The following is a 19,323-nucleotide window of genomic DNA, read 5'->3' as shown; positions in this document are numbered from 1 at the left end:
ACTGTCAATATCGTCTAAATCAAATTCGTCTTCTTCAGCCAACTCCGGCTCTGCAGTCGCTTTATCGCCAGTTTCATCAATTAGACTGTCAATATCGTCTAAATCAAATTCGTCTTCTTCAGCCAGCTCCGGCTCTGCAGTCGCTTTATCGCCAGTTTCATCAATTAGACTGTCAATATCGTCTAAATCAAATTCGTCTTCTTCAGCCAGCTCCGGCTCTACAGTCGCTTTATCGCCAGTTTCATCAATTAGACTGTCAATATCGTCTAAATCAAATTCGTCTTCTTCAGCCAGCTCCGGCTCTACAGTCGCTTTATCGCCAGCTTCATCAATTAGACTGTCAATATCGTCTAAATCAAATTCGTCTTCTTCAGCCAGCTCCGACTCTACAGTCGCTTTATCGCCAGCTTCATCAATGAGGCTGTCAATATCGTCTAGATCAAATTCGTCTTCTTCAGCCAGATCCGGCTCTGCAGTCGCTTTATCGCCAGCTTCATCAATAAGGCTGTCAATATCGTCTAAATCAAATTCGTCGTTATCGCCGTCATTCTTATCTGTCGGTTGATTACTGCTTTGTTCATCAATCAATGCATCAATATCAAAGTCATCATCTTCATCTGCTAACTCTTCACTGAGTGCTGCTAAGTCATCATCTGAGTCAAGCGAGTCATCTGATTCAGCAGTCGGTTCATCGTTGTCATTAGCAAATAAATCATCTAGATCTGATGCACTTAGAATATCGCCATCATTGTTGTCGGCTTTAATATCTAAATCAATGTCGTCGCCTAAGCTATCATCATCTGCTTGATCAAAATCTTGCTGCATGAAGATATCAAGTTCATCATCTTCTTCTTTAGCTTCGTCGCTTTCATCATCAAATACAATGTCGTCGCTCAGTAAACCATCTAGCTCGTCTTGATTTAATAAACTGTCACCATCTTCAAACGCATTATCAATATTGTCATCAAAAATAATATCGTCGTCATCAGGTAAAATATCGTTCTCAAGATCATCAAGCTGAATACTTACATCATCGTCTTCTTGAACTGGATCTGGAACAATGGGATCAAGGGATGGGCCTAAATCAAGCTCATCCTCGGCAGTATAACTGGGGCTTTGTGGTAAAAATTCGTCATCATCAGTGCTTTCATCTTCTTTGTTGTTACGTTTACGTAAAAACATCACGATTGCAAAGATGATCAATAACGCTGGAATTGTCATTAATAGAATGAGAACTAGTGGATTGGCTAATAGCCCAGCAAAGTCAAACTCACTAGTCTCTTCGAGCTTTTTTGCTTGTTGTTGCTCTATAATTTCGTTCTGTTTTGCAATCAATTCAGAAAGTTGGCGTTGAATTTCACTGTCTTTACCAAGTTGCTCACGAATATTTTCAAGCTCTTTAGACACACCAGTTAACTGTTGCTTTAATTTATTGTTTTCAACTAAGATTTCTTCGACATTATCAACTGACGACTTGAACTGCTTTTGTAATTCAACAAGCTGACTGCCCTGTTGGGTTTTAATGCTGTTGATTTCTTGTTTTAATTCTTGCTTAGCTTCATCAACATCCACTTTGCGTGCTTGAGTTACTTTGGTTTGTGAAGCAGTAATTTCGCTGTTCGTAAGCGTGCCATTTTTCTTTTTTTCCCATAGCTCATCATCTTGCTCTGAACGCTGTTTGGCAAGCTCCGGGCTTACTGCGCGGATATCAGCTAAGGTAGGGATTTTTAAATACGCACCATCGCGCATATGATTGAGATTTTGATCTAAAAATGATTGCGGATTTTTTTCATACAGAGCCTGCATAACTTGATAAATACTGACCGAGTTATCAGGTCGCACTTTTGCAGCAATACGCCATAGTGTATCGGTTGGCTTTATTGGCCCAATAGAACGCCCTTGAACGCCATAATCAACGCCTTTTGGCCCTTTAAGTTGGCTGCCGTCTTGGGAGTATATCGGTGTTACCACCAATGCAGACGCTAATAAGAGGAGTGTAGCTAAACCGCGCATGCTGATCCTTTAATGTTTAAATGTTAACGCAGCGCCATTAAATTAGACGCTTAAACATTGATTATTTCTTGCAGAAATAACGTACATAAATAAATAGTTAATTAAGTCTTTCCTGCAAGCTCTATTCCAGTTGCAAACTATAAACCAGTTGCGGCTTAATATCCATCGCAACACTTTGAAACGTAATAGCTTAAACTTTATTAGCCGGAAGAGTTTTTTATCGTTAAGATTAAGTTTATACGCTTTTAGCAGCTATGCGGCAATTATTTGGCAGTTAAAAAATAAAAAAGCGACAAACTGCCGCTTTTCTTGCTTTTAATTAAAGATAGTTCGCTATCAACTCTTCAGCTATTTGCACGCTGTTCGTTGCGGCCCCTTTACGGGTATTATCACTTACAACCCACATATTTAAACCATGCGGATGTGAGATATCTTGACGTAAGCGCCCTACATACACAATGTCATTACCACTTGCATCTGTAACCGGGGTTGGGTAATCCCCTTCGTCTTCTATAAGTTCAAGCCCTGGCGCGTCATTAAGTAATTGTTTTACATGTTCAAAGTCGTACGGCATACGTGTTTCAATGTTAATCGCTTCTGAGTGACCAAAAAATACCGGAACTCGTACACACGTCGGATTAACAGCAATTGTGGTATCACCCAGAATTTTATGGGTTTCGTTAACCATCTTCATTTCTTCACGGGTGTAACCGTTATCTTCAAAAACATCAATTTGTGGGATAACATTAAACGCCATCTGCTTTGGAAATATTTCGCTATCTACAGGGCGTGCATTCATTAAATTAGCAGTTTGTTTTGCAAGTTCATCAACCGCTTTTTTGCCTGCACCCGATACTGCTTGATAAGTAGATACATTAATACGATCGATGCCGTATGCATCATAAATAGGTTTTAATGCCACCATCATTTGAATAGTTGAGCAATTAGGATTAGCAATGATATTGCGATTTCTAAAATCAGCAAGGCTTGCTGCATTTACTTCTGGCACAACCAGTGGTATTTCAAAATCATTTCTAAAGTGCGAAGTGTTATCAATTACTACACATCCTGCATCAGCGGCAATAGGTGCGTATTTTTCTGACACACTGCCACCGGCAGAAAATAAACCAATATGCGCTTGGCTAAAGTCAAACCCTTCAACGTCCTGCACTTCAATAGTTTCACCACGAAACTTAATATCTTCACCAGCGCTGCGACTACTTGCCAATAAAAATAATTGATCAACAGGAAACTTACGATCTTCTAACGTTTCAATAATTTGGCGACCAACAAGACCTGTAGCGCCAAGTACGGCAACATTATATTTTTGTGACATGTGTATTCCTCGTTTAACAGCCGCCATTGTGGCCGCTGTTTAAATTTTAAGTTATTCGACTACGAAACCAAGCCCTTGCAGCAAAGGCGAATATGCGCCTGCACCTAGCACTTTGACTGTGCTAAATTCACGTCGAATGGGGTAGTTTTTACGTAAGCTATCAAACCCTTCACTTGCTAAGTTGCATCGCAAAATACCATCATCACGACGCACATCGTAAACCAGATGGATCAACTGACCTAAATCAGCTTCGCTAAAGGTTTCTTGTAATGTAACTTGGGTAAACGCGGGCACTGGTAAAAAATCAGCTAATGCTTTGCCTGTTTGCAAACCTTTAAGCTCGCACAACTTTTCATAGAGCATTTGCGTGCCACGTGCTTTACCCTCTAAGGTATGGCCTGCGATATGGACACTGGCATAACGCACAAACTCAAGCAATTCAGTTAATATAGAAGGTTCGTTTTCCCATACATCTAATACCACATCGAGCTTGGCACCACCGCGCATAATTTCCAGTAGAGCATGATTATCGACCACATCGCCGCGACTGGCATTAATCAAAATAGTGCCAGGTTTAAGCGCTGCTAAACGCGCTTTGTTCATTAAATGCAAGGTACTATGTTTACCGGTCGTTACTAACGGCACATGGAAAGTGACGATATCCGCTTTACTCAACAACTCATCAATATCTGTATGCTCGGCTAATTGTCCCGCTTCATGCTTAGGTGGATCGCATACTAATACAGTGACATTAAGCGCGGCTAATTTATCTCGCAAACAGCTACCAATACTGCCCACTCCGACAATCCCAATGGTTTTGTGTTCCAAGGTGCAGGCATTTTCTTGGCACAGTGCAAACAAGCTACTGATCACATATTCAGCCACAGCAACGGCATTACAACCAGGTGCGCTCGTAAATGCAATATCACGTTGTTTGAGTAAATCAGTATCAATATGATCAACGCCGATTGTCGCCGTACCTACGTAGCGTAATTTATTAGCATGTATTAACAGTGCTTCATTTACTGAGGTTACCGAGCGAGTTAATAATACATCAACATCAATGAGCTGTTCGCTTTGTAATGTACGACCATCAAAACGCGTTACTTCACCAAAATCAGCAAAATATTGCTCAACAAGTGGCATGTTTTGGTCTGCAAGAATTTTCATTAACAAGTCCAGTAAGCACTAAGAGCCGCTATTGTAACGAACATAGCCGACTTTGAAAACGAAAAAGCCGAGCAAGTTGCTCGGCTTTAATTGTAATGTGGCTTTTTAATTAGCCTTTATATTTACTCATCACTAACGTGGCGTTAGTACCACCAAAACCAAAACTGTTAGACATAACAGTATTTAGTTCAACGTCTTTACGCTCAGTGATAATGTTTAAGCCTGCAGCTTGTTCATCTAGCTCATCAATATTGATTGAAGGCGCAACAAAGCTATGCTCTAACATCAATAGTGAGAAAATAGCTTCATGCACACCAGCGGCGCCCAGTGCATGGCCTGTCATTGCTTTAGTCGCGCTGATCATCGGTGAATTACCACCAAATACTTCTTGAATTGCTCCTAACTCTTTTACATCACCTACTGGTGTAGATGTACCGTGAGTGTTTAGATAATCAATGCTGTCAACGCCTTGCATTGCTTGACGCATACAACGTGCAGCACCTTCACCTGATGGTGCAACCATGTCATAGCCATCAGATGTTGCGCCATAGCCAACAACTTCAGCATAAATGTGTGCACCACGTGCAAGCGCATGTTCAAGTTCTTCAACAACAACAATACCGCCACCACCAGAGATAACAAATCCATCGCGGTTAGCATCATAAGTACGAGAGGCTTTTTCAGGCGTTTCGTTATATTTAGTAGAAAGTGCGCCCATTGCGTCAAATTCCATTGCCAATGTCCAGTGAAGCTCTTCACCGCCACCGGCAAAAACAACGTCTTGTTTGCCTAATTGGATTTGCTCAACTGCGTTACCAATACAGTGTGCAGAGGTTGCACATGCTGAACTGATTGAGTAGTTAACACCTTTAATTTTAAATGGTGTTGCTAAGCATGCCGATGTTGTACTGGCCATGGTGCGCGGAACCATATAAGGACCTACACGTTTTACGCCTTTTTCACGTAAAATGTCAGCCGCTTCAACCTGCCATTTAGATGAACCACCACCGGAACCCACAATGATACCCGTGCGCTCATTTGATACTTGATCATCAGATAAACCAGAATCTGCAATTGCTTGTGCCATTGAGATATACGAATACGCAGCGGCATCCCCCATAAAGCGCATTGCTTTACGATCAACAAACTCTTTAACGTCAATATCAATTTTGCCAGATACGTTACTACGTAACTTATATTCAGCAAATTCTGGGTTAAAAGCGATTCCGCTCTTACCTGTTTTTAACGATTCTAATACTTCTTCTTTGTTGTTACCGATGCTTGATACAACACCGATGCCCGTAATAACGGCTCTTCTCATGGGTAATTACCTTAGCTTGATACTAAATTGTGTTCTATTTTACGCTGAAACTTACAACGAAGTGGTCAGCTTTCTAGCGTACACTTGTACTCTGAACCTCTAGCTTATAAATAACGCCAGACTATTTCAAAGAAAACACGTAAAATAATGAAAAAAAGTACTCATTAATTGCATGCCATGATTAAAAACGCTGAAATTCACTTTAATAACTTAGGTACACCCGTTGCAGACAACTTTAACGATGTCTACTTTTCGAACGATGATGGCCAAGCTGAGTCTGATTATGTGTTCTACCAGCAAAATAATATGCCTCATCGATTACAAAATCATGACCGTGCACATTTCGTTATCGCTGAAACTGGTTTTGGTACTGGTCTTAATTTTTTAAATACATGGCAACAATTTAAAAATAATCTAACCAGTAGGCAACATCATAGTCAAGAAGTTCACAACCCAGCACAACAAAATGTGCAGCGCTTACATTTTATGTCTTTTGAAAAGTATCCGATTAAAACAGACGATCTGCAAAAGGCATTGCAAGTATGGCCTAGTTTAGCACCATTGAGTAATCAGTTACTTGCTAAGTACCCGATTAATTTGGCTGGTTGCCATCGTCTTGAATTTGACAATGGTCAAATTATACTCGATTTATATTTTGGCGATGTGCAAGAATCACTCGCAGCTATAAGCTACCCGCAAACAGGTATTATCGATGCGTGGTATCTAGATGGCTTTGCACCGAGTAAAAATCCAGAAATGTGGCAGCCAGCCTTATTTAATTCAATGGTGGATATTTCTCGTAGTAATGCCACGTTTGCAACCTTTACGGTTGCAGGTGTTGTACGTAGAGGTCTTGCTGATGCAGGGTTTGCGGTACAAAAAATCAAAGGTCATGGCAAAAAAAATGAAATGCTGATTGGTTCTTTAGCCCATGCTAACCAAGCACAATCGGCGCCACCTTATCTGGCTCATCAGCAAAGTTCACTTAAAAACGTTGCTGTCATTGGCGGAGGGATAGCCAGCAGCGCTATTTTATATAGCTTGGCGAAACGTGGGGTTAACAGCCAACTTTTTTGCCAAGATCCCCAACTCGCGATGGGCGCATCTCATAATGTGCAAGGTGCGATTTATCCGCACTTACAAGCAAAAAACTCCCCGCACAGTGAGCTTTTTGCGCACAGTTTTTTATATGCGAAACGACTTTATCAGCAACTCACTGAGAATGGCTTTCACTATGATCATCAATGGTGCGGCGTATTACAACACGCGATCAAACAACCCTTAGTTGAACGCCATCAAAATATTGAACATAAACAGCTGTGGCCAGATGAACTCATGCACGGCGTAACGCCTGAGCAAGGTGATGAAATTGCCGGTGTAAGTACAGGCTACTCTGGCGTATATTTCCCGTTAGGTGGATGGGTTAACCCACCACAATTAGTGAGCGCTCTGTTCCAACAAGCCCATAAACTCAAACCAATTAAAAGCCATTTTAATTGTGATATCGAACAGCTTGAGAAAACCCCGCAAGGCTGGCTGTTATTGAGCCAAGGGCAACAGTTTGGCCCATTTAGTGACGTTATTGTATGTGCTGGTGAGCACAGCGACCGTTTTGTACAAACTCAGGCTATGCCAATTGTTGGCGTGCGTGGTCAAGTATCCCATGTACAAGCAAGTCCTGCATCACGTAAACTAAAAACCGTGCTATGTCATAAAGGCTACTTTACTCCTGCTTATTTAGACCATCACTGTATGGGCGCAACATTCGAGAAGAACTCAAAAAGCCGCGCAGTCAAAGACCAAGACAATCAAACAAATCGCGAGCAACTGCTTCACTTTTATGGACAAACCGACTTTGCCAGTAGTCTAGGTGAGATCACGGCAGCTAAAGCCGCTGTACGTTGTAGTTTTATTGATCACCTCCCTATGGCCGGAGAATGGCCGCAGCAAAGTGATTATATTCACGCGTTTGCCAATTTACGCGCAGGGAAACGCTATCAATATCAATCCTTACAAAAACCACAACAAGGACTACACATACTCACAGGCTTTGGGGCTCGTGGCTTATGCAGTGCGCCCCTGTGTGCAGAACAATTAGTTGCTGCACTTAACAATGAACCACAGCCTTTGAGTGAACGAGTAAGCCAAGCGATTCACCCAGCCCGCTTTATTGTAAGAGATTTAATTCGAAATAAAATTTAACTTAGCAAAAATAGCGTGTAGGAACCGATGTGATAAAAATAATAACACCACTGATGTTAGCAATAAGCCTAACCTCAGTGACTTGCGCTGCAAATTTAGACAGCGTTCCGCTACCAGCTGATTTTAAGTACTCATTACAAATTGCCGATGACTACCCACTGATACAAACTGGCTATGTTGCTCAGTCGATTACAAAAGTGAGTGCTTTTTATCAACAAGCTTTAGGTAAGTCTGAGCTTATTATCGGTGATAATAAACGCCGAACGTTGTTTTATACCATCGACAAGAAAACCGTGCGGATCAGCTTATATGCTCGTGACTACCGAACCGAAATAGCGATTATGATCACGCAACCATAATCGCTTGACGGCGAACTGATCTGAATACGTATGCATAAAACAAACTGTTGAGCTTATAGCAAAAGCACCGTAGTTTATTATTAACACAATAATAACAACACGGTCTTTAATGCGCTATTTACTTTATATATTGATTCTCTGCGGCAGTAACTATTGCAATGCCGCAGCAATCAAATTACAAAGCTACTCAGGTGATACCTCCTTACCACACAAACTATTACTAACCGCATTAGCGAGGCAAAACCTTGCATATATACATCCTTACGAAAGTGATAAAGACATTTCAAATGCACGTATTTTAAATGATGTAAAAAATGGTCAGTTAGATGTGATGTGGAGCATGACTTCTGAGCAGCTTGAGCAAGACTATCAAGCAATTTATATCCCTTTATTTCGTGGTTTGTTGGGTATGCGCTTGGCGATGGTCACTCAACAAAATCAGCATATATTTAAACATGTAAACTCTATTAAAGACCTCTATCAATTTAGCGCCGGACAAGGCAAAACGTGGCCCGATACCGCTATACTCAAAGCGAATGGCTTAAAGGTGATCACTACCTTAAAATACCCTAATTTATTTCCGATGTTAGAAGGTAATCGCTTTGATTACTTTCCCCGTGGCGTAAACGAACCATGGGATGAAATAGCTAATAACAGTGAGTTAAACCTGACCGTTGATCCTTACATTTTACTAAAATATACCGCGCCGTTATATTTCTTTGTCGCTAAGGATAACCACACTCTCGCCAGCCAGCTTAATTCTGCGCTACAAGATATGATTGCCGATGGCACTTTTACCACCATGTTCTTTAACGACAGCCAAGTAAAAATGGTACTAGCTAAAGCTAACTTAGCAACACGAAAGGTGATCCCATTACAGAACCCTAGCCTGTCATCACGCACTCCACTATTACAACACGCACTGTGGTTTGATCCACTTAACGAGAGCAACACGCAATGAAATCATTACAAAGAAAAATAATCACAGCGCTTAGTATTTGTTTACTAGTCACTTTTAGCTTTGTAATTGGGGTAAACTACGTATTACTAAAAAATGATGAAACCAAACAATGGCATAAAAATGTTGATGCGATAAAGCAACAATTAACGGTTATTTTAGCCGAGCCAGTATTCTCATATGATAAACCCCTGATCGCGCAAATATTGCAGGCATTTGCTAAAAATCCAGATATTCAACAACTGCATGTTATTGATCATCGTGGTATCGAACTTGGTCGACTTGATAAACCCAGCAATACAACAAAGCAATTGCTCAAGCAGCAAATTGATCTAACATTCTCAGAACAACCAATTGGTACTATCCATATCAGCTTTAGCCAAGATGAATTAAACCATGGCATCAACAAAGCATTAAGTACCATGGTTATCACCCTTGCCATTTCATTTGCCTTGTTAGGCATTATTATTCTTAGCGTATGCCGCATACTGATCATCAAACCGATTATCAGTGTCAATCAATTGGTGGATGAACTTGCCCGTGGCTCTGGCGATTTAACTCAGCGAATAAACTATCAATCTACGGATGAAATTGGCCATTTAGTTGCGGGCTTTAACCGCTTTATTAATGAAGTGCAGCAAATAATCTCAAGCCTGGGGCAAACAGCTACCGAGCTTGAAGTGATTGCCGCAACAGTAAACGAAGCAACAGTGCGTTCAAAATATGAAGCCGAGCAAGAATATCAATTAACCGATGCGGCAACCTCCTCTCTGAGTCAATTAACCCAAGCGACTAAAGAAATTGCCCTTGGAGCGACGCAAACAGCGGATAAAACAATGCAAGTACAAGGACTTTGCCAAGACGGCGAGCTATCGATGAGTCATAACAGTAGTTTGATAAACGACCTTGAAAATCAATTAGATCACACATCAACGGTGGTAGAGCAACTTGATAGTCGCAGTAGTGAGATAAGCCAAGTTCTTGATGTGATTAAAAGTATCGCCGAACAAACCAACTTATTGGCGCTTAATGCAGCAATTGAAGCTGCACGTGCTGGAGAGTCTGGCCGAGGCTTTGCCGTAGTTGCTGATGAAGTTCGCGCACTTGCGAGTAAAACCTACCATTCCACATCAGAAATCGAAAATATCATTACTGCACTACAAACCAACGCCAGTGAATGTGTAGCCGCCACACAAAAAAGCAAACAAGTGAGTACCGACGTTACTAGCGCGAACGAGCAAAGCCAACGCGTTTTTCATAATATCGCTCAACAAGTTGATGAGATGAACTTAATGAATGAACGCATTGCAGCCAGTTCAGAAGAACAAACCTCGGTTACGCAAGGAGTATTAGCCACTATGGAAAAAATCAATCATGGCGCAAAGTCGCTTGCCCAAGAAGCGGATCATCTTGATAAGACAGTTAAGCAGCTCAATGATCTTGAAAAAGGCATTGTGGCTAAACTTGGGTTGTTTAAGTATTAAATGCAAAAACGGCTAGAAGGCTAGCCGTTTTATTTACGCTTTAATGACTCCTAAAATTGATATTGGAACCCTAGCGCCCATTCATTTACATCATTTTCTCTTAGCTTATAATGGCTATAGTTAATTGAAACATCTGTATTTTCAAGCACTGGATAAGCTAATTGCCCGCCAAAATAAGGGCGTGTATTGGTGTCACTATATGTAATTTTTTGCCCCGTAGATGAGCGGCTATCGATTGAATAATGATAATGGAAAGCCCCTACAAAAACCTTACTCTTAACTTGGCCCAACAGCGGGAATACATAAGCTGTTTGTATCGCAGGTCCTTGTGACAATATCGGCACGGTTTGTGATACATTCAATTGCGCATTACTTGGATCAAGCGTATCTCCAACAAAGGTCATACTACCTTCACCTAAGTTGATATAGCGTACGCCAAATTGCCAATTAGTCGCTAACGAATAAATCCCACCTATTGACCAACTAATATCGGTATCATCGTATTCAGTATTCGCTAATTCGACTGATTGATCAGTTGTGGTGGAGCCTGCAACGGCCGCATAACCAATCGTGCCATCCATAGACCACTCACCAGCTAGTACAGGCTGACTGACTACCACAGCCGTAGCGAGTAAAGCCCATGGCGTCAGTTTTGATTGGCGACGTATAAAGACTAACCCAATCATTAACAACACCATGGTGCTGCCTAAACTACCTGATGAGCTATTTTTAACCGTGGTGGTTGTATAAGCTTTTACGGTCACTTTTACTTCTCCTTTTGCTTCAGCACCTTTACTGTCAGAAACTGTATACTCAATAAAATCAACACCTTCAAAACCTGCTTTGGGCTGGTAATTCAATGTGCCATCGTTATTTATAGTGACTGTGCCTTGCGTAGCTTGCGCGCTTATTAAACTAAGTGCGTCGCCATCCGCATCGCTATCATTGGAGAGCACATCAATAACTATTTGCGTGCGGTCATTGGTGCTTGCAGTATCACCAATAGTTGTTGGGGCACTGTTTACTACCACACTAACAGTCGCTGTACCAAATGCTGTTCCACCTTTACCATCAGACACACTGTAGTTGATCGTTGCAGTACCAATAAAATCAAGTAATGGTTGATAACTAAGTTGATTATTAACGATTGCTACCTCACCAAAATCAACACTTGCACTGGTGAGCGTCAGTACATCATTATCTGCATCGCTATCATTACTAAGCACATCAATAACAATACTATTACCTAGTGCAATAGTTACTTGATCTGATTGTGTAACAGGCGCGCTGTTATTACTACTCATAACGCTAACGCCGCCTGGATCAACAATTTGACCATTCGCTACGCCATCAGCATCATTGATACCACCATCAGTTATGCGTAATTGTACACACCAGTCACCTTCTTTAAGCCCTTCTTGCCACAGCTGACTATTTGGTGAAGGGCAATACCCTTGCTCACCTTGAGTAGAATAGACCTTATCGCCGTTGCTGGTATTAAAGTCAATCCACTCATTATTGATAAGCTTTCTATAAATCGCCCCCGCTGGTATTGGCATTCTTTGCGGAAGCACTATGTGGTAGTTTTCACCTTTTTGCTCCATGGCGGTTACTATAAAGCTAAAGTAACCACCAGAGTTATCCATCCCAACATCTGCAGGCAATTCATTTTCAAACAATTGTGCTGCGCCACTGCTATTTTGTATGCTTGAGAATGCTTTTCTTAAACATGCTCCCGCATCCCCCTCGACAAGAAACTGCGCTGACTCATTTACTTGCTCAGGTAATACATTACATTCATTAATATTATCCAAATAATCAGGAATACCATCACGGTCATTATCTTGTAGACCTTCGATATTGTCTGGTATTAAGTCATTATCAGTATCGGCAGTTGTTAACTCAGGTAACTGAGCTACCACTTCAACATAACTGGTCACTGTAGTTGATAAGCTATCCACAGCGTCATCTGTTGCGGTTACTGCTATTTCATAAATACCAATATCGAGTTCAGCTGTAGAGAACACAAATGTATCAGCCGCATTACCTAGATCAACAATCCGTTCATCTGCTGCTTGCCAACTGAATGAAATATTATCTCCAGGGTTATTATCTGTTGCCAACGCTGTAATTGTTACGAGATCGTCACTGGCTAAAACAAATGGCCGAGGCTGATTATTTTGCTCCGTTATCGTAACTAAGCTTGGTGCTATATTACTCTCTGAAATAGTCATAATATTAGAGGCTTGCGCGCCAGTATTAAGGCTATCGTCAAGCGTTATAACAATTGTTTCATCCGCTTCAATCTCACTATCTGCAAAGACTCTAAAGTTGATCTCACCAACGAGGCCTTGTTCAATAACCACTTCACCGCTGATTAAATCATGATCATCTGATGTTGCGGTTCCAGATACGCTGTAAGGTACAGTGACAGGATAACTTGCCGCTGGTCCATTCAAGTAAACCCGAGTGGTATAACTTTGATCCTCAGCAACAACTTTATTTTTACCTAGTGATATTTGCGGGTGAACCATTACTTGCTGGCTAGCAGTTGTGGTTTTACCATTACTGTCTATCGCTTGCCAATACACTTGATGTACGCCTGGCGTAAACAACATACTTTGATTGATAGTAGTAACTGGTAGAGGGTTTTGCTCGCTATCAAACGCAAGAGCTGTACCCAACTTAACTCGAGTAAACAATCCTGTTGCATCAACATTCACAGCAGCTGGAGGTGTAATGGTTGGTGCATCCGCTTGGCTATCAGTAAAGTTAATATAAGCAAACCCTGTGCTTTGTGCTTGCGCTGGGTCGGCAATAATATACTCAACTTTAATAGTGCCTTGGGTACTTGCGCTAAATTGATAGACAAGCTGCTGGTCAACAATACTCACTGTACCCACTGACGCCCTAGCACCAATAATTGTTATTACATCACCATCAACATCAGTATCATTCGCCAATACATCAAGTATATAACGGCCGCTTTCAGTTCGCGCTAAGTCAAAGGTATCTTCCACAGCGACCGGTTGATCGTTTACTGACTCAACAGTAATTAACGCCGTAGCTATAGCTGAACTTGCTTTACCATCAGTCACTAAATAGCTAAAGGTGTCGCTACCATGATAATCAGCCTGTGGCTGATAACTAAATACCGTTCCTTGCACCGTTAAGCTACCAAACTGTGGTTGAGTGACCACTTCTATAACTAAATTGTCGTTATCACTGTCGCTAACCTGAGCACTAACACTGAGGTTATTATCTTCTTTAACGCGCATTACCATATCATTAGCAACAGGCGGCGCATTTACATACGTTACATCAATACTAAATGGGTTAAGCGTACTGCTTAACTGCCCATCGCTTACGGTGATCAAAATATTACTATATAGACCAACGTCATCTCGTGTCGGTATACCACTTAATGTACCACTTGTGCTATCAAACGTTGCCCAACTCGGCTTGTTCGAAATCGTCAATGATAAACTGGTATTATCAATATCTGACACAATTGGCGTAAATGAGTAACCTGTATCTTGCGCGATTGATGTTGCAGGTGAACCGCTGATTGTTGGTGCATCGTTAACATTCACTACTGTCAGTGTAAATGGGGTTAAACTTTGGCTTGCAATCCCATCCGTTACACTCACCGTGATGCCTGCATAACTTCCTACATCTGCATTGCTTGGTCTGCCTGATAGCTCCCCTGTGGTGGTATCAAAGTTCAACCAACTTGGTTTATTTTCAATACTGAAGCTGAGGTTATCGCCATCATTATCTGTCGCTAGTGGTACAAAGCTATATAAGTCATTTTCATTAATAGCTAAGCTTGGTACTCCAGTAATCACTGGCAAATCGTTAATACTATTAATCGTTACTGACACTGTGCTTGGTGCTGAATCAAGTAATCCATCATTCGCTATATAGCTAAACTGATCGTCACCAAAGTAATTTGCACTGCCTTGATAAGTAACTTGCTCACCTGAGATAGTCGCAGCGCCATGAGTTGGTTGACTAACGATTGTATAAGTTAATCTATCACCATCAACATCACTACCGAGTAAGTTCATAACGACTGGCATGTCTTCATCAGTAACGCCAGTTTGTAGACCCACAATTGGCGCGTCATTAACTGCGGTGATAACTAACGATACCGGGGTTGTTGTTGAATCTAACTGTCCATCATTAACAACAAAACTAAAGCCATCACTGCCGTTATAATTAGCGTTTGGCGTATATAACCAACTATCATTACTTTGCTGCACAAGCGAGCCATGTAATGCGCCTTCATCAAGACGATAGCTTAGATCATCGTTCTCAATATCTGAGCCAACTAAGGTGATCAAGACGCTATTATCTTCAGCAAGTATTAAACTTTGCGGAATACCTAAAGGTGCATCATTGACTGGGTTCACGGTCATGGTGACAGTAGCAAGGTTAGATATCGCGCCATTGCTGTCTTTAACTGTGTAAGTAAAGCTGTCGTCACCATAGTAATCTGCATTGGCGGTGTAAATGATTGCCCCCGTTGCTGTTACTTGAGTTTGCCCATTGCTTGGTGCACTGACAACCGTCACACTGCTCACATCTAAGCTGTCGCCGATATCAACATCACTGTCGTTACCCAATACGTTGACTTCAAATGAACCTTCTTCTTGCAGTTGGGCGGTGTTATCTAGCGCCACTGGTGCGTCGTTCACGGCATTAATGGTCAGTGTGACGGTCGCTGGGGTTGAGCTTAAGCCTTCGCTGTCTGTTAATGTGTAGGTAAAACTAAATACCCCATTCACATCTTGGCTTGGCACGATAGCTAAACTACCATCTAGGTTAACACTGACTGTCGCAAAGTCGTACATGCCCGCCCCCGTGCCTTGGTTTTCAAGGCTTACGTTGGCAGCATTAAAGCCACTGTCTTCTACGTCTGAGTCGTTTGCTAAAATAGCTAACGTTGTTGCGGTATCTTCATCAGTCGTCACTGCATCATTAGCAACAACTGGACGGTCATTCACCGCACCTATATTTACCGTAACGGTTCCTGGCAGTGATACACCGCCTTCGCTGTCAGTAATGGTGTAGGTGAAACTGTCTTGCCCTGTAACGTTCGCATCTGGGGTATACACAAAGGTACCCGCGGCTTGGTCAAACACCACTTGCCCTGAGCTTGGCGCTCTGACTAAGTTAATCGTGCCCGTTGGGATGGTGTCTTCCACATCACTGGCCAGTGAACGCACATTGGTCACTGCTGATGCGGTGTCTTCATCCACACTTAAGCTGATAGCTTGTACCTCAGGGAGGTCGTTCACTGGGGTAATAGTGACTGTCACTGTCGCCGCTGTTGAGATATTCAATGCTGCATCTTTTACCGTATAAGTAAAGGTGTCTGTCCCCGTTACATTGCTATTCGGTGTATACGAGGCAATGCCATTGGTGATACTTACCGTGCCTTTACTCGCGGGTAATACGATGGCCGCTGAAGCGACCACTAGGTCATTTTCTGCATCACTGTCATTCGCTACCAAGCTAAAGTTCACTGGCGTGTCTTCTGCAGTGGTGGCACTGTCATCCATGGCAACCGGTGCATCAGCAACCGGCGTTACCGTAAGTGTTACTGTCTGTACCGCCGATAACGCACCTGCGCTATCACGAACTTGGAAGGTGAAGCTGTCGCCGTGGTTTTCACTGCCGTCATGTTGATAACTAAAGCTACCATCACTATTTAAGCTGACACTACCAAATTGTGGTTGACTGACAAGCTCTGCGCTGAGTGTGTCGCCTGCATCATCATCGCTGGCGTTACTTAATAACCCGTTTGCAAGTGCCACGGTTAAAGTCGCGGCTTCATCGAGGTTAAACGCGAAGTTTTGCCCTACCGGCGCATCATTGGTGTTGGTTACCTCTAATGTAAATGGCGTTAAACTGGCGCTATCTGTGCCATCGTTAACACTGATAGTAATAGCCGCGTAGCTGCCTACATCCTGGTTCTGTGGCGTGCCCGCTAATTCGCCCGTGCTGGTGTCAAAGCTTGCCCAACTTGGCTTATTAATGATGCTAAAAGTATGGGTATCTTGCGTATCGCTGTCTGTAAGGGTGGGTATAAAACTATACGCTGCATCTTCAGCTGTAGTTGTACTTGGTGAACCACTTAACACCGGTACGACATTATATTTTTTAGTTACTGTGGCAGTTACTGCTGCGCTGGCATTGCCTGCGGTGTCTGTAACTATTGCTGAGAACGTTAACACTCCCTCAGCCAATGTTGTAACATCGATACCTGTAATTTGCTGCGTAACAGCACTAATCGTTGCGTTACCAGTAACAGCATTACTGCCATCACTTACCTGGTAACTAAGCGAACCACTTCCTTCAAGCCCAGTAAAACTAACACTCATTGCAGATTCGTTATCCGCATTAATTAAGCTTTGATCAACGCTAACTGCATGCCCAGTTGGGGTGGTATTATCTAAAGTAATTGAGCTGGTCGCCGCAGGTGAAGTATTCCCTGCACTGTCAGTTTGCGTTACCGATACTGTTAAAGTGCCGTTATTAAGTGCACTTATATCTAACTCATTGCCGCTAAGCGTCCAATTACCACCACTACCAGCTGTAACCGTGGCATTTACACCGCCAATATCAACCTTAACTGCAGCGTCTGATTCTGCCCCAGAGCCGGTTATCAATACACTATCATCTTCACTAGCGTTAACTATGCCATCGACTTCGATTGGCGTATTAATAGTAACAACTGGCGGTGCACTGTTATCCAAGGTTATCGTCGTCGTTGCCGCTGGAGAAATATTACCCGCGCTGTCAGTTTGCGTTGCTGATACCGTTAATGTGCCATTATTTAATGCACTGATATCTAACTCATTACCACTGAGAGTCCAATTACCGCTGCTATCAGCAGTCACGGTGGCATTTACACCGCCAACATCAACCTTAACTGCAGCGCCTGATTCTGCCCCAGATCCTACAATTAATAACGCATTATCTTCAGCAGCATTCACAATGCCATCAACAGCGATCGGCGTTGTGATAGCCAATGCATTTGGCGCAACATTATCTAAGGTTATAGTGGTTGTAGCTGCAGATGAAATATTTCCTGCGCTATCGGTTTGCGTTGCAGATACTGTTAATGTGCCATTATTTAACGCGCTAATGTCTAATTCACTGCCATTAAGTGTCCAGTTACCGCTGCTATCAGCTATCACAGTTGCATTTATGCCGCTAATACCCACTGTCACTGTTGCGCCAGCTTCTGCTCCTGACCCTGTGATCAACACAGCATTGTCTTCAGCCGCATTTACAATACCATCTACTGCAATCGGCGTTGTAATAGCCACCGCATTTGGTGCGATGTTATCTAATGTAATTGAAGTTGATGCGGCCGTTGAGATATTGCCCGCATCGTCGGTTTGTGTTGCCGAAACTGTCAATATGCCATTATTTAGAGCGCTGATATCCAGCTCATTACCTGATAATGTCCAATTACCACTTGAGTCTGCGGTAGTCGTTTTAGTAACCCCACCGATACTCACAGTTACTGTTGCACCTGACTCTGCTCCCCCGCCTTGGACTAATACATCATTATCCTCCGCAGCGTTAACTTTACCATCCCCCTCAATAGGCGTAATAAAGGTTGGTGCGTTTGGTGCTTGGTTATCCAACGTTATTGTTGTAGTTGCAGCTATTGAGACATTACCTGCGCTATCGGCCTGAGTTGCCGAGACCGTCAGCGTACCATTATTCAGCGCACTGATATCCAGCTCGTTGCCCGATAATGTCCAATTACCACTTGAATCTGCAGTGGTGGTTTTAGATATACCATCAACATTTACTGTAACTGTTGCACCTGACTCTGCGCCAGATCCTTGCACTAGTACATCGTTATCTTCAACAGCATTAACTTTGCCGTCGCCTTCAATTGGCGTAGTAATCGTCAATGCATTTGGCGCTTGATTATCCAACGTAATTAATGCGGTTGCCGTAGTCGAGGTGTTACCCGCCGCATCACTTTGTGTGGCGCTGACGGTGAGCGTGCCATTATTAAAGCTGCTGACATCAAACTCACTACCACTGATAGTCCATGCCCCAGAGCCATCAGCCGTTACGGTACGTGATAAGTTATTCGCGCCATCGCTGATGGTCACACTGACGCTGGCATTAGCTTCCGCCCCGGAGCCGGTGATCACTACGTCACTGTCTTCCGCTGCGTTAACTTTACCATCGCTCTCTATCGGAGTGGCTATTGTCGGTGAATTCGGTGCTGTATTATCTAAAATCACCGCGGTGCTGGCAGCGCTAGAGGTGTTACCCGCCGCATCGCTTTGTGTGGCGCTGACGGTGAGCGTGCCGTTATTAAAGCTGCTGACATCAAACTCACTACCACTGATAGTCCATGCCCCAGAGCCATCAGCCGTCACAGTACGCGATTGGTTATTCGAACCATCGCTGATAGTCACACTGACACTGGCATTGGCTTC

Annotated in this window: 9 protein-coding genes; 4 read left to right on the top strand and 5 right to left on the bottom strand. The window is 42.7% G+C overall.

The window, feature by feature from the left end; genetic code table 11:
* The 4 genes from H5162_RS20420 to fabB all read right to left on the bottom strand — a co-directional run.
* On the bottom strand, positions 1 to 2,013 hold a 2,013-nt coding region (locus tag H5162_RS20420; protein WP_310736444.1), incomplete at its 3' end, for a FimV/HubP family polar landmark protein.
* Positions 2,014 to 2,332: 319 nt separating this feature from the next.
* Complete coding sequence (locus tag H5162_RS20415; RefSeq protein WP_145241502.1) at positions 2,333 to 3,349, bottom strand: aspartate-semialdehyde dehydrogenase; 1,017 nt, start codon at positions 3,347 to 3,349, stop codon at positions 2,333 to 2,335.
* 51 nt (positions 3,350 to 3,400) lie between these two features.
* Positions 3,401 to 4,519 (bottom strand): 4-phosphoerythronate dehydrogenase, encoded by a 1,119-nt coding sequence (locus H5162_RS20410; protein WP_145241504.1) that lies wholly within the window; start codon positions 4,517 to 4,519, stop codon positions 3,401 to 3,403.
* A 109-nt stretch (positions 4,520 to 4,628) separates the two neighbouring features.
* Positions 4,629 to 5,840 carry a beta-ketoacyl-ACP synthase I gene (fabB, locus tag H5162_RS20405; protein ID WP_145241506.1) on the bottom strand — a complete coding sequence of 404 codons (1,212 nt, stop codon included), beginning with the start codon at positions 5,838 to 5,840 and terminating at the stop codon, positions 4,629 to 4,631.
* A gap of 177 nt (positions 5,841 to 6,017) precedes the next feature.
* Here fabB and mnmC point away from each other — a divergent pair, with 177 nt between their 5' ends.
* The 4 genes from mnmC to H5162_RS20385 all read left to right on the top strand — a co-directional run bounded on the left by mnmC (position 6,018) and on the right by H5162_RS20385 (position 10,843).
* Complete coding sequence (mnmC, locus tag H5162_RS20400; RefSeq protein ID WP_182779386.1) at positions 6,018 to 8,042, top strand: bifunctional tRNA (5-methylaminomethyl-2-thiouridine)(34)-methyltransferase MnmD/FAD-dependent 5-carboxymethylaminomethyl-2-thiouridine(34) oxidoreductase MnmC; 2,025 nt, start codon at positions 6,018 to 6,020, stop codon at positions 8,040 to 8,042.
* Positions 8,043 to 8,071: 29 nt separating this feature from the next.
* Complete coding sequence (locus H5162_RS20395) at positions 8,072 to 8,401, top strand: hypothetical protein (protein WP_145241510.1); 330 nt, start codon at positions 8,072 to 8,074, stop codon at positions 8,399 to 8,401.
* A gap of 109 nt (positions 8,402 to 8,510) precedes the next feature.
* On the top strand, positions 8,511 to 9,362 hold the full coding sequence (locus tag H5162_RS20390; protein ID WP_145241513.1) for a transporter substrate-binding domain-containing protein: 852 nt from the start codon (positions 8,511 to 8,513) through the stop codon (positions 9,360 to 9,362).
* Positions 9,359 to 10,843 (top strand): methyl-accepting chemotaxis protein, encoded by a 1,485-nt coding sequence (locus H5162_RS20385; RefSeq protein WP_182759185.1) that lies wholly within the window; start codon positions 9,359 to 9,361, stop codon positions 10,841 to 10,843. Before H5162_RS20390 ends, H5162_RS20385 begins: the two co-directional genes overlap by 4 nt.
* 50 nt (positions 10,844 to 10,893) lie before the next feature.
* Here H5162_RS20385 and H5162_RS20380 read toward each other — a convergent pair.
* Positions 10,894 to 19,323: Ig-like domain-containing protein (locus tag H5162_RS20380; protein WP_182779385.1), on the bottom strand; the 8,430-nt coding region annotated here is incomplete at its 5' end.

It is taken from the genome of Pseudoalteromonas sp. SR41-8, assembly GCF_014163915.1.
GTDB classification, from domain to species: domain Bacteria; phylum Pseudomonadota; class Gammaproteobacteria; order Enterobacterales; family Alteromonadaceae; genus Pseudoalteromonas; species Pseudoalteromonas rhizosphaerae.
This window is presented reverse-complemented; position numbering and strand designations above follow the sequence as displayed.

Bases quoted from the DNA above. Each gene is read 5' to 3' on its own strand.
- H5162_RS20415 (WP_145241502.1), bottom strand. From the start codon at position 3,349: ATGTCACAAAAATATAATGTTGCCGTACTTGGCGCTACAGGTCTTGTT.
- H5162_RS20410 (WP_145241504.1), bottom strand. From the start codon at position 4,519: ATGAAAATTCTTGCAGACCAAAACATGCCACTTGTTGAGCAATATTTT.
- fabB (WP_145241506.1), bottom strand. From the start codon at position 5,840: ATGAGAAGAGCCGTTATTACGGGCATCGGTGTTGTATCAAGCATCGGT.
- mnmC (WP_182779386.1), top strand. From the start codon at position 6,018: ATGATTAAAAACGCTGAAATTCACTTTAATAACTTAGGTACACCCGTT.
- H5162_RS20390 (WP_145241513.1), top strand. From the start codon at position 8,511: ATGCGCTATTTACTTTATATATTGATTCTCTGCGGCAGTAACTATTGC.
- H5162_RS20385 (WP_182759185.1), top strand. From the start codon at position 9,359: ATGAAATCATTACAAAGAAAAATAATCACAGCGCTTAGTATTTGTTTA.